The 12,468-nt window shown below is 71.1% G+C and carries 8 protein-coding genes; 5 read left to right on the top strand and 3 right to left on the bottom strand.

Annotation, left to right across the window (positions count from 1 at the left end; all coding sequences use genetic code 11):
• Positions 1-3 precede the first annotated feature (3 nt).
• Complete coding sequence (locus IPG72_11675; protein MBK6769645.1) at positions 4-1,761, top strand: tetratricopeptide repeat protein; 1,758 nt, start codon at positions 4-6, stop codon at positions 1,759-1,761.
• Positions 1,762-1,929: 168 nt separating this feature from the next.
• Here the strand turns inward: IPG72_11675 and IPG72_11670 are convergent, their stop codons facing one another.
• Positions 1,930-2,331, bottom strand: a complete 402-nt coding sequence (locus IPG72_11670; protein ID MBK6769644.1) for a carboxypeptidase regulatory-like domain-containing protein — start codon at positions 2,329-2,331, stop codon at positions 1,930-1,932.
• A gap of 325 nt (positions 2,332-2,656) precedes the next feature.
• Here IPG72_11670 and IPG72_11665 point away from each other — a divergent pair, with 325 nt between their 5' ends.
• The gene (locus IPG72_11665) at positions 2,657-4,624 is read left to right on the top strand and encodes an NACHT domain-containing protein (GenBank protein ID MBK6769643.1); all 1,968 of its coding nucleotides are present in this window, start codon (positions 2,657-2,659) and stop codon (positions 4,622-4,624) included.
• Between the two features lie 79 nt (positions 4,625-4,703).
• Here IPG72_11665 and IPG72_11660 read toward each other — a convergent pair whose 3' ends face one another.
• Both IPG72_11660 and IPG72_11655 read right to left on the bottom strand, forming a co-directional pair.
• Positions 4,704-6,353 carry a SulP family inorganic anion transporter gene (locus IPG72_11660; protein MBK6769642.1) on the bottom strand — a complete coding sequence of 550 codons (1,650 nt, stop codon included), beginning with the start codon at positions 6,351-6,353 and terminating at the stop codon, positions 4,704-4,706.
• A 121-nt stretch (positions 6,354-6,474) separates the two neighbouring features.
• On the bottom strand, positions 6,475-8,808 hold the full coding sequence (locus tag IPG72_11655; GenBank protein ID MBK6769641.1) for a glycosyltransferase family 39 protein: 2,334 nt from the start codon (positions 8,806-8,808) through the stop codon (positions 6,475-6,477).
• A 149-nt stretch (positions 8,809-8,957) separates the two neighbouring features.
• On the opposite strand from IPG72_11655, the gene IPG72_11650 reads away from it, so the two are divergent.
• From IPG72_11650 to IPG72_11640, 3 genes are all read left to right on the top strand, one after another.
• Positions 8,958-10,376, top strand: coding sequence for a DUF1565 domain-containing protein (locus IPG72_11650; GenBank protein ID MBK6769640.1), 1,419 nt, complete (start codon positions 8,958-8,960; stop codon positions 10,374-10,376).
• Positions 10,377-10,463: 87 nt separating this feature from the next.
• The gene (locus IPG72_11645) at positions 10,464-11,360 is read left to right on the top strand and encodes a UbiA prenyltransferase family protein (protein ID MBK6769639.1); all 897 of its coding nucleotides are present in this window, start codon (positions 10,464-10,466) and stop codon (positions 11,358-11,360) included.
• 10 nt (positions 11,361-11,370) lie between these two features.
• On the top strand, positions 11,371-12,414 hold the full coding sequence (locus IPG72_11640; protein MBK6769638.1) for a hypothetical protein: 1,044 nt from the start codon (positions 11,371-11,373) through the stop codon (positions 12,412-12,414).
• Positions 12,415-12,468 lie beyond the last annotated feature (54 nt).

Raw genomic sequence — 12,468 nt, 5'->3', positions numbered from 1 at the left:
CACATGAGCGCTCCCGGTCCATTTCGCGTTCGCCTGCTCGGCACGTTCGGCCTCGAATCGGCAGGGCGACCGTTCCGCCACTTCAACGCCAACCGGCCCGAGCTGCTGTTGATGTACATGGCCATCGCACCGGACACGTGGCACCTGCGCAAATCCATCGCCGCCGACATCTGGCCGTCCACCGACGTCTCCACGGCGCGCAAGCACCTATCGTACAACTTGTTCCTCCTCAAGAAGCTGACAGCGGCGGAAGGACTCGACACGCCGTTCGAGGAGACCCGCCACAGCCTCCGGTTGCGGACCGATCTCGGACTGGACACGCGCGAGTTCCTGGCCGAGCTGGCCGCCGCCGGCGCTGCGCCGACGGTCGATCAGCGGCTGCGCCACCTCGAAGCGGCGCTCGAGCTGTACGGCCAGGGGCTGCTGCCGTCCCACCGCCAATCCTGGCTGACGCCGCACCAACAGCGCTACCACGACCTCGCCGAAGGCGCGCGCCAGATGGTGGCCGCTGCGCTCCCGACCCCCGTCGCGGCGATGGCCGGCCAGCTGCACGGTGTCGTGGGTGCATGGTCGGCTGCCGGCCCGTCGGACGCGGGTCCTGTCCATGTCGGCGCTGCCCCGCACTGGCCCGATGCCGCCGAATCGCGGGCCGCGCCGGCGGACGGCGCCGCGTCGGGTCAGGAGTGGACGCTCGACGCCCTGGCCAAGTGGGCGGCGGAGGCCGAAGCGGCCATCCAGACCCCCGCCCGCGACGACTGGCTCATGCAATTCGACGCTTTGCTCCCGACGATCACTGCCGCGCTCGATCATGCGGTATCGTGCGACCGCGCTTTGGACGCGCTGCCGATTCCGACCGCGCTGTGGGACTACTACCGCCACCGCCAGCTCCTGTCCGACGGGCGGCGACAGATCGACCGTCTGCTTGCCGAGGTGCGCGCGGTGCCGCCGCTGCTGCACGCCCGCGCCCTGCACGCTTCGGGCACGTTGGCCTTCTTCGACAACGACCGCGACGTTGCCCGTCGTCAGCTCGAGAAGGCGCATGCCCGATGGCGCGCGATCCGCGAGCCGGGCACGGGGTTGCTGCGCACGCTCGGCAACCTGGCGATCACCCACCAGGGATTGAACGAGCTCGATCGTGCGGCCGAGATCTACGGCCAGTGCATTGCCATGGCCCGCCGCCTCGACGAGCCGCGCCTGCTGTCGACGGCGCTGTACAACGCCGCCCAGAACGAGATCCGGCGCCGTGACCCGGTGCGCGCTCGCCACCTCATCGAGCAGCGACAGGCGCTCCTGGCCGAGCAGCCCGAAGTCCTCGAGCTGGCCCGCAACTACGCCCTGCTGGCGGCGGTCGACATCCTCTCCGGCGCGCACGACGATGCTTGGCATGAGGCCACGCTGGCCGTCTCCCTGTACACGAAGGCCGGCGACAGCGACGGGCTGGCCCACGGGCTTCGTCTCCTCGGCCAGATCGCTTTGGCCAAGGGCGAATACGACAGCTCGCTCGCCCGATACCGCGAGAGCCTCAAGGTGGCGGAGGAGAGCCGTAGCTTCTGGCAGGTCGGGCTCTCGCTCGGCGGCCTGGCCGTGCTCCACCGGACGCGCGGCGAGGAGCCCCTGGCCCAGGCGACGCAGCAGCGGGCCACGGCCCTCCTGCGCGTCGCCCAGGACGAAGAGAGCGTGAGGCGGCTGGCCGCTGAGTTCGCGGCAGCCGCGCCGGCGCCGGCGGCACGACGCAAGGCGGACGCACCGAAGGCTGGCTAGCCGCCGGATCAGCGCGGTGTGCGTTCGCCATCGCGTGTTGCTGGATCGGGGCTCGGCTGGTTCGAGAGTCGGCTGGATCGAGAGATGAAGGGGGGAGCGCGTGGCCGAGCCCACACGCTCCCCTCATTCGTTCTGCCCGTTCAGGGCTCCGGGCCGGCGGCCGCGCCGCTACTCGAAAACCATGTCGACGTGATCGTCGCCGTGCGAGCCTTGGATGGCCCAGCTTGGGTTCAGCGTGTCGGACGAAGGCACGAGGCCGGCGAGGACACCGTCGAGGGGTGCGTGGACCACGTACGTGGCACCGGGCATGAGGTTCACGAACGCGAAGCTGCCGTCCGAAGCGGTGGCCTGGACGTCAGCGGTCGTCGGAACGCCGAGCACGCAACGCGTGAGGTGGATATTCGCGCCGTCGATCGGCTGACCGTTGCCATCCGAAACCGTGCCGCCGATGAAGGGTACGGCCGGCCCCGGGTGCGGATCGCCCGGACCTGGTCCCCCGGTCGGGCACAGCGTCAAGCCGGTTGCGGGAGTGGTCGGCACGGCGATCAGCCCGCCAATCACCACCCACATCAGCACAATCCATCCACGACGTCCCAAGGCACGGCAATGCACGGCACACCTCCAGCTGGTCTCGACCACGGCACGGCGAATGGTGGTCGTCCGACCGCACGGCCGGCCGGACGGGTCATTGTTTTCTATTTGTATCAGAACCGCCGCGAGTTGCCTACTCAGACGCAGGCATGACGATCCGCTGCCGTACGGAACAATCCGATGCCTGCCGCTTGACTCGGACCCCCGATTGGCGATGGTTAGCCGGGATTGCGCCGGTCTCGACGCGTCGCCGTCGCATGATTGCCTCCACAGCGCACCCGGTCAACGACAGACAAGACGGCCGATGATGTTGAGTCTCGATCCGAGCACGCTCCCCGCCAACATCAGCCCGCTCAACGTGCGACGTGCATTGCGTGCGGTCTGTTACGGCCGCATGTTCAGCGACAGCCCGTTGCTCAGCCTCCGCGCGCTCGACGCGCTCGTGCCGCCGGGCGATGCCGCGCGCACGATGGCGCTGCAGGACCACCTGGCCGGTGTCACGTGGCATTGCCTCGAGGACGCCCGCCGTCACCACGGCATCGCCGGTCCGCGGTTTGACCGGACCTCGCTTTCCTCGCTGGCCGCGCTGAGCATGCTCCAACTGGATTTTGGGGTGGGCAGCGCCGACCTCGAGACTTGGAGCTACCTCTACTACCGCTATTTCGTCAAGAGCGGCCGATCGCTGCGCGACATCGCCAAGATGCTCTCGACGACGAATCGTACGCTCGAGCGGCGGCTGATCGCCGGCCATGCCCGGCTGGCCGAGGCTCTGTATCACCACGAGCTGCGCATCGTGGAGGCCGCCCGTCTGGCGGATGAGCGGCCGGCGGCGGATGTGATGGATCCGTCGCACCTGCCGGCGCCGGCACAGGACGGGGCGACACCGGTCAACCCGGATCCGCACGAACCGGCGGACGCCCACCTGCCGCCTCCGATGCCGACCGCGGACGACATGACCAGCTACCACGCGGGTCGCATCGCCGAGGCGGGGCGCGGCCGAGACAGGCTGGCGGAGCTGATCGTTCCGCTGCCGCTGTCCGTCGAAGGCGACGACACCACGCATCGGTCGGCCCGGTTCACTTCGCTGAGCAAGATCCTCGACACTGTGCCTGACAGCGCCGTGCTCCTTCTCGGGCCTCCGGGCAGCGGCAAGTCGACGCTGCTGAGGTGGCTTGCGCTCACCCTGTCCGCGGATGCGTTGGCCGGGCGGACGGATCGCGTGCCGATCGTGGTCGATCTGAGCCGCTACGGGGAGGAAGGGCCGGACGGCGCGCCGCCGCGTCCGCTGGACTGGCTGGCGGCACGGTGGGCCGGCCATCAGCCCGACCTGCCGCCGCTGCAGACGTTGATGCGGGCCGGTCGGGTGGTGTTCCTGCTCGACGCGCTCAACGAGATCCCGCACGCCTGCGATGCTGTGCACGCCGAACGGCTGCGCGCCTGGAAGCACTTCCTGGCCGACGACCTGACGATCCATCCCGGCAACCGGGCCGTCCTCAGCTGCCGGACGGGGTCCCACCGGGTGGCGATGTCGACCGCCGCCTTCCCGATCTCGCGCGTCGTCGTGGAAGGGCTCGACGCCGAGGGCGTTCGGGCGCTCATCGCGCGCCGCGACCCCGAGCGCGGCCAGGAAGTGGCGGACGCCGTCATCGGCGGGCCGCTCTTCGACCTCGCCCGAAGCCCGTTCATGGCGGCGCTCCTGGCGCAGCCCGACGTCGACGTGCGCCAGCAGGGCTGCGCCGAGGTGCTCACGCGCAGCCTGCGCCAAGCGCTCGTGCGCGAGCTGGCCGCCGACAACCCGATCGTCGTCTCGAGCGCGGTCCTCACCGCACATGATCGTGCCCGCATCATGAACACGCGCCGTTGGCCGACGCCCTGGGACCTGCCCGAGGACGGCCCGCTGTTCCGGCGCCTGGCCGCTCTTGCGCTGCCGCCGCTTGCGACGGAGCGCGTCGGTCCGACGGTGAGCGAGCCGCTCAGCTACGCTGCAGTCCGCGCCGCGTTGGACGATCCGTCCGCCGCCCTCATCCTGGACGCCGGCCACGCGCTCGGCGTGCTCGACATCGACCTCGATCGTGATGAGGTCCGCTTTGCGCACCCGCTCTGGCAAGCCTACTTTGCTGCGCGCGCCCTCGTCGGCGATCCCACGGCGGACTGGCCCCCTGCGCCGACGGACGATTGGGCGGATGCGCTCCACATGGTGGCCCAGATGACGCCGGAAGCTCAGGGCATGACGCATGTGGGCGGGCGATTCGAAGCGGGCCAACCGAGCTGAAGCGGGCCAACAGAGCCACCGGCTCCAACGGCTGACGCCGTTGATCCGGGAGGACGCGCCACCTCGCCGTCCTCGATGTTCACGCGTCCGAACCGGCGTCCGAAGCGGCCCGGATCGCCGCCTCGGCGTCCCAGAACACGGCATCCGGGCCGAGCGCCCCGATCAAGCCGCCCCGTTCGAGCTGGGCCAGGACGGACGGCTGGACGGCGGCCAGGAGCAGACGGGAGCCGTCGGCCGCCAACCGTTCGTGGAGGTGGGTGAGCGAGAGCAGCCCCGACGTGTCGACGAGCGGGACGCCGCGCATCGAGAGGATGAGCGCGCGCACGCCCTCCAGGTGCGCGAACGCCTCGTTGAACGGTCCGGTGGCGGCGAAGAACAGCGGCCCGGAGAGATACGCCACCCGGATCCCGGCGTATGGGTCCGGCCAGGCGACGGGCAGCGGGTTGCGCAGGCGTGCCGGGTCCACCGGCCGGACTTCGATCGTCAGCGCGGCGATCTGTCCGATGAAGAAGACGGCCGAGAGCGCGACGCCCAGCAGTATGGCCTGCGTCAGGTCGAGCGCGACCGTGGCGACGAGCGTCACGGCGAACTTGAGCATGGCGGACTTCAGGCGGTGGAGGCGCATGAAGCGGATCGCCTCCCACTCGTTCATCCGCCACGCCGTCACCAGCAGCACGCCCGCCAGCGCGCTGAGCGGGACGGCCGCCATGAGCGATGCGCCCACGAGCACCGTGGCCAACAGCGCCGCGCTGTGGACGAAGCTCACGACGCGCGTCCGCCCGCCGCTCTTGATGCCGACGCTCGATCGGGCGATCGCCGCCGTGGCCGGTACGCCGCCGAAGAACGGGATGAGCACGTTGCCGACGCCTTGCGCGATCAGCTCCTGGTTCGCGCGCAACCGGACGCCGGTCATGTTGCTGCCGACGGCCCCGCACAACAGGCTCTCGATTGCGCCGAGCGCCGCGATGGACAGGGCCGGCGCCAGGAGCTCGCGCATCTGCGACCACGGAATCTCGCCGAGCCGAAGGCGGTCGGCCAGCAGCAGCGTGCGCGGGATGTCGCCGATCTGCGGCACGGGCCAGCCGAGGAGCGCCACGATCGCCGTCGCCGCCACCAGCCCGATGAGCGAGGCCGGCACGCGCTGCCAGCGCTGCGGCCAGAAGACCATCACCGCGACGACGAAGAGCCCGACAGCCAGGGGCCGGAGGAGCGGCGTCGGCGGATGCTGCACGTACGCCATGAGCTGGAGAAAGGCGGTGTCCGCCTTGGGCGTCCGCACGCCGAGGAGGTTGTCGATCTGAGAGACGGCGATGATCACGGCGATGCCGCTCGTGAAGCCGCTGATCACCGGCGACGGGATGAACGCGACGAACCGGCCGAGGCGCAGCAACCCGACGACGAGCAGGACGATGCCGGCCATCGCCCCGGCGACCCACACCCCTTCCACGCCGTAGCGGTGCGCCAGGACGAGCAGGATCGCGCTCATCGCGCCGGTCGGCCCCGAGATCTGATACGGTGCGCCCGACAAGCCGCCGATGATCACGCCGGCCAGGATCGCCGTGACGAGCCCGGCCGCCGCCGTCGCCCCGGATGCCACGCCGAACGCGAGCGCCAGCGGCAGCGAGACGGCCGCCACGGTCAGCCCGGCGAGGGCATCGCGCGTGAAGTCGGCGGCGCGGTAGGCGCCGAATTCCTCGTGGTACAGGGAGCGGAGGGTGGCGAAGGGCATGGCGGGTCGGCTTTCTGCGGGGGCATGGATGCACGGGATTGAACGCACGGGATTGGATGCACGGGGCCGGAGGTGGGTGGGAGGGGACTCGGAAGTGCGATGGCAGCACGGACCTGACGTGCTACGGCGCCAGCACGCGCACCGGCGCCAGCGCCAGCTCGTGGCCGAAAACGTCGACGCTCAGGCCGCCGCGCGCAGGATCGTACACCTTGACGAAGAGCGTGTAGGCATCCGGCGGGGCGTCCGCGTACACCGGCACCGGCTGATCGTCGGCCACGACCTCGCCGCGCCGCCAGCCCGACGTCGGCCGCGTGCCGTCGGCCGGCGCCTCGTCCCGCTGGCCCCATGTCTCGGCGGCCCCGCGCCGCAGTTGCACGGAGACCTTGTGGTCCGTGCGAAGCCGCGCCGTCGACCGCCAGTACAACGTGAGCGGCAGCGTCTCGCCGGCGTGCACGCTGCGGGTGGGCAGGCGGTAGCCGACGAGTTCGATCGCGTCGCCGAAGCGGACGCGCATCGGGGACGGGATGCCGTCCGGGCCGACGGGGGCGCGCACGGAGAGGAACGAGAGAAGGACGGTGTCGGCGCTGCCTCCGTGGCGGACGCGTTGGCCCGTACGATGATCGTAGAGCCCAACGATCGCCGTGCAATCGCACGGTGCCGCGGTCGCCGGCGGCAGGCGGAAGACGTGGCGATCCGGAATCGCGACGTCAACCGGCCAGTCCGACGTGGCCCAGCGACCTGCGGCCGGGTAGCTGTCGTGCTGGGCGACGACGAGCCCGTTGCTGTCGACGAGGTGGATGAACACGGACAGGTCGCGCGAGATGGGCTGCGTCGCGGACCAGCGCAGGTCGACGACCAGGCTGTCGCCCGGCTTGAGACCGAGCGGTGGCGGCCCATTCGTTCCGCCCGGCGTCAGGTCATCCGGCACGACGCCGCTCGACGTCGCCACGCCGGCAGCCTCAAGCGTGATCCCGCCGTCGAACCGCGCGAGGACGTCCGCCCCGCCCGTGCCGCCCGCTGCCGCCGGCACCGCCGCCGGTGCCCGGTACGCGGGCGCCACGACGGTCGCCAGCAGCCACGCCGACAACATCGCCCATCCGGCCACAATGACCCACGGCCAGCGGCGCGCGCCGAACATCGGCCGACCGACGACGCCCCACCCGACGGCCAGCAGCACCGCCAGCGCCGGCACGGCCGGGAACATCAGCCGTCCTTGCGGGAACTGCACCCGCGCCCAGAGCACAACGCCCGCGAGGAGCGATGTGACGATCAGCGCGCACGTGGCGACGGCCCAACGCATCCGCCCGTCGCCACGCCATGTCGCCCACATCGCACCGGCGACACCGATGACCGCTGCCGCCGCCAGGCCGATGAACACCGTGTCCGACGCCGGCAGGTTGTACCAGCCGAACACGGCCCACATGCTCTTCCAAACACCGACGATCTGCCCGGCCAACTCGGCCAGCCCCGGCGGGCTCGGTCGGCGCTGCATGGCGGCCCACATGAGCGGCAGGCCGGTGGGGTCGCCGAAGAGGCGGAGGTTGCGCAGCGGCCACCAGACGGCGAGGAGGGTCAGGGTGAGGGTGAAGGCGGCGAGGGGGAGGAGAGTGGACGATGCGAAGGCTGAGGAGCTCGTCGGCCGCGCGGCCCCTGTCGACTCGCCGCGCCGGTACCAACCATGGTAGGGGCGGCCCTTGTGGCCGCCCTCCGCCGCGCGTCCCGCGACGAGGATCGCGACGATGGCCGGTGGGATGAGGAACAGCCCGTTCAGCTTGCACAGGAGCGCCGTGCCGCACGCGATGCCGAGGGCCGCCGCGTTGCGCGCCGTCGCCCCTCCGTCCAAGACGCGCGCGACGGCCCACAGGACGATCGCGCCAGCCGCGAGCGCCGCGATGTCGTTGCTCACCTGCGTGCCGAAGAACAGCGTCGCGGGCGAGAGGGCGACGGTGGCGGCGGCGGCGAGGGCGACGTCGGGGAGATCGGGGAGCAAGCGGCGGGCGGCGGCGAACGTGGCGAGGACGGCGACGACGGCGAGGGCGAGGCTGACGAGACCGGCGGCGCGGGCGGCGCGGGCGACGCCGTGCCACGGAAAGCGCTCGCCGGGCGGGTGGACGACCCGATTCACGTTCCCGCCCGCCGTCGTGACGCCAACGGCGGCATGCGGGTTGTCGCGCATCGCCGTCGCGCTGTCGCCGCGATCGAACGGCCGGACGACGAGCGCGACGAGCGCGTAGTACAGCGGCGGCTGGCTCCCCTCCTGCCGCCACGGCGCATCCCGCGCCTCCTCGACCGACCGCGGCAACCCGCCGCCGTCCGCCAGATGCGCCGCAAAGTGCCAATGCCAGATCCCGTCCGGCGCCTCCCACGGCGGCACAAAAAGCCACCACGCGAGGGCGAGGGGGATCATGAGGGCAAGGAGGGCGAGCAGCACGGTCGGCGGGCGACGCAGGGCCATACCCGCGAGTGTGCCACCGCACGTCCGCTTGCGGCCAGCCGCAACCCGTCGGGACAACCGCCCCAGATGCCAGGCCGCAGCACCGCGCATCCGACGTCCGCGGGGCGATGCGTTGCGCTGCGCGGTTGGTGTGGGCATCATTCCGCACCATGCACGACGATCACACCGACCACGCCAACCCTACCGTCGCCGCCGCATCCCCCGCCATCACGGCGCCGGACGTCGTCCATCGCCTCGTCGCGCAGTTCGCCGAGCGGCAGCTGCGGATCCACTTCCTCACGCTTCTCACGCTGCTCGTTGCCTTTGCCGTAGTCGTCGCCCCTCGCCCCGCCCCCATCCCCACCGCCCACGCCGAGGCGCCTCCCCACCGCCTCAACCTCCCCATCGTCCACGTCAACCCCCCACCCCCGCGTGCCCGCACGTTGGATGTCCCGAGCGAGTACGCCACGATCGCCGCCGCCTTCGCCGCCGCGCGTCCGGGCGATACCGTGCGGCTGGCCGAGGGGACGTACGCGGAGAAGGGACTGCGCCTGCCGGACGGCGTCACGCTGCGCGGGGCGGGTTGGCGGCGGTCGTCGATCGTGTCCGCGTCCCCCTATCCGGCGCCGGCGGTCGGCGGGCGATCGTGGCGGGCATCCCTGGCGGGGGTGACCTTGGTCCTGGCCGCGGTAGAGAACTTCGTGCTCGCCGCGGGCGAGAAGACGACGATCGAAGGGGTGAGGATCTGGTCCGAGAACCCGTTCGAGGTCGGCATCCTCGTCGACGGACCCGGCCGTCACACGATCCGGGATGTGATGCTCTTTCAGCTTGCCAACGGTCTCGTCGGCACGTGCACCACCGGGCCGGAGTGTATCGCGCAGATCGACATCAGGCGCAGCATCGTCAACTGCGATATCGGGATCAACACCGATGCCAACACCCACCTCGTCGCCGACCATCTCACCGTCAGCGCCGGCACGGGAGCGCGGATTCGCCGACCGCAGAGCCGGTTGACGAACAGCTTGTTCGAAGGCGCCGATGTCGGGATCGACAACGGCCCGTTGGACATCGGCTCGGCCGGCATCGACGCCCACCACAACCTGTTCAGCGAGACCAAGCGGCCGTACGCCACGTGGATTCCGGCCGTCGATGGTGATCTCTCCGTCGACGCCCTTCGCGCCCCGATGGACTGGTGGCTCACCCCCCTCTCGCCCGCCCGCCACGCCGCCAGCGACGGCACCGACATCGGCGCCCTTCCGTTCGCCGGCATCGGCGCGCCGCCCACCAACCTGCGCACCGGGCGCGCTGCGGCCGCGTCGCTCGGCGCGGCCCAGCCGTGGGTCGTGTCGTGGGATCCCGTGCCGGACGCCTGGATGTACCACGTCGTGGCCTCGCCCGCGGACGGCGGACCGCCGAGCCTTCGCTACAGCTACGCCCGGGCGACCGGGCACGACGACGGGCCGATGAAGGTCATGGACTGGCTCGACCCGGGCCGCGCGTACTGGGTCGCGGTGTCGACGGCGTACTTCGAGCGCGGCGAGAGCGCGGCGTCGGAGGCGGTGATGCTGCCGGCGGGGGCGGGCGAGTGACGCGACGGGCGCGAAGGATCGACCAACCCGCCGCCCCGCGCTACCATGGCGCCCTGTCTCGACGTCCGCCCCCTTGGAGCCGCCCCCATGTCCGCCAACCCGCCCCTCGGCATCGCCTTCGGCCGGTTCCTCATCCACCTGCGGATCCGCTTCATCGCCGTGCTGGCGCCGCTGTTCCTGTGGGGCGCGTTCGTCCATGACCCGGGCGCATTCCCCGGCGTTTCGTTCTGGATCGCGTTCGTCCTCTACAACCTGTGCCTGTACGGCGGCGTCAACGCCCTCAACTCGTTCTACGACAAGGACACCGGCCCGATCGGCGGCCTGAGGAAGCCGCCGGCCGTCGACCCGTGGTTGTGGCGGCTGGCGTGGGGGATCCAGATCCTCGGCCTCGTCGTCGCTGCCGTGCTGCGGCTGCCGGCCGCGTACATCGCCATCTATGTCGTCTTCATGGCCCTCAGCCTGGCCTACAGCCATCCGGCCGTCCGGCTCAAGGGCAGCCCGATCGGCAGCGCCGCTGTCGTGGCCATCGGCCAGGGATTCCTGACGTATACGGCCGGCTACGTCGCCGCCGGCGGCGCGCCGGCCGATGTCCTCGGCGGCATCCCAGCCCTCGGCGGCCTGGCGGTCAGCGCGCTGACGCTCGGCATGTACCCGCTCACCCAGCTGTATCAGCTCGAGGACGATGCGAACGCCGGCGACCGAACGCTCTCGCGGGCGCTGGGCGTGCGCGGCTCGTTCGCGTTCGCGCTCGCGCTGCTGGCCGTCAGCGGTGCGGCGCTCATCGCCGTCCTCTACCGCCTGGAGGGCCAGATCGACGCGGCCCTCGTCGGCGCGTTCTGGCTCGGGCACCTCGTCCACATCGCGTGGTGGGGCCGCACGTTCGATGGCGGCAACTGGGAGCGGAACTACGTGCGCGTGATGGGGACGAACTACGTGGATGCGGCGGTGTTCGCGACGTACATTGTTGGGCGTTGGTTGAGCTGAGACGCGAACGATGAGCGCGCCCGGGCGCTTGGCCGCCGTGCTCGCATCCGGCGCTCTTGCGCTGCCGGCGATCGTCGCCCACGTCGCCGCCGACGGGGTGGCCACAGCCGACACCGTCGCTGGTGCCGCTCCTTGCGCCGACGCCCCCGCCCACCCCGAGTGGATCTTCTGCGACGACTTCGAGTCCGCCGCCCCCAACGTCGGCGTCGGCCGCTACTTCGAGATCGACGACGACGACGGTGAATTCGCGCGCGCCGCGGGCGTCGGGCGGGACGGCTCGCTCGGCATGCGCACGGTGTGGCAGCAGGGCGAGGTCGGGGCGGGCGGGCTGAAGGTGGCGTTCGGGCGGAACCCAAACGGCTACATGAACCGGTCGCGCATCCGCCCCGACGAGAACTTCCGCGAGATCTGGTACCGGCTCGATGTGCGGCACGACGTCGGCTGGGCCGGCGACCCCGCCAAGCTCTCGCGCGCCACCGTGTTCACGCACGCGAGCGACTGGCGGCAGGCGATGGTCGCGCACCTGTGGGGCGACGGCAAGAACCACCTCCTCGTCGACCCCGCGCGCTGCGTCGACCCGTCGAACGCGGTGAAGTGCATGACCTACAATGACTTCGCGAGCTTCGAGTGGCTCGGGTACCGGCCCGGCACGACCGCCGTATTCGACACCGCCAACAGCGGCCGCTGGTACTGCGTCGTCCACCACGTCCGCCTGAACGACCCCGGACAGGCGAACGGCGTGCAGGAGTTCTTCGTCGACGGCCAGCTCGAAGCGCGGCGAGATGGGCTCGACTTCGTCCGAAGTTATCGCGACTTTGCGCTGAACGCGGTCTTCGTCGAGAACTACTGGAACGATGGGTCGGTGAAGGGCCAGGAGCGGTACTTCGACAACCTGATCATTAGCGCCGGGCCGATCGAGTGTCCGGCGGCAGATGAGGTTGGGGAGGCGACTGCGACGGTATCGGCGACGGCGACCACGACTGCCACCCCGACGCTTCTGACTACTGCAGCCACGCCCAACTGGTCGACCTTTCTGCCGTGGGCTAACCGCTAAGCTCGTGCGCCGAACGACGCACAGCGCGGGATCCATCCTCCAGCTCGTGATCCT

This window comes from Candidatus Avedoeria danica (assembly GCA_016703025.1).
Lineage (GTDB): Bacteria > Chloroflexota > Anaerolineae > Epilineales > Epilineaceae > Avedoeria > Avedoeria danica.
Note: the sequence above shows the minus strand (reverse complement) of the source record. Positions and strands in the feature narration are given on the sequence as shown.

What these genes read in the sequence shown, in the direction of transcription:
- IPG72_11675 (MBK6769645.1), top strand. Translation starts at nt 4, where the DNA reads ATGAGCGCTCCCGGTCCATTTCGCGTTCGCCTGCTCGGCACGTTCGGC.
- IPG72_11670 (MBK6769644.1), bottom strand. Translation starts at nt 2,331, where the DNA reads ATGTGGGTGGTGATTGGCGGGCTGATCGCCGTGCCGACCACTCCCGCA.
- IPG72_11665 (MBK6769643.1), top strand. Translation starts at nt 2,657, where the DNA reads ATGATGTTGAGTCTCGATCCGAGCACGCTCCCCGCCAACATCAGCCCG.
- IPG72_11660 (MBK6769642.1), bottom strand. Translation starts at nt 6,353, where the DNA reads ATGCCCTTCGCCACCCTCCGCTCCCTGTACCACGAGGAATTCGGCGCC.
- IPG72_11655 (MBK6769641.1), bottom strand. Translation starts at nt 8,808, where the DNA reads ATGGCCCTGCGTCGCCCGCCGACCGTGCTGCTCGCCCTCCTTGCCCTC.
- IPG72_11650 (MBK6769640.1), top strand. Translation starts at nt 8,958, where the DNA reads ATGCACGACGATCACACCGACCACGCCAACCCTACCGTCGCCGCCGCA.
- IPG72_11645 (MBK6769639.1), top strand. Translation starts at nt 10,464, where the DNA reads ATGTCCGCCAACCCGCCCCTCGGCATCGCCTTCGGCCGGTTCCTCATC.
- IPG72_11640 (MBK6769638.1), top strand. Translation starts at nt 11,371, where the DNA reads ATGAGCGCGCCCGGGCGCTTGGCCGCCGTGCTCGCATCCGGCGCTCTT.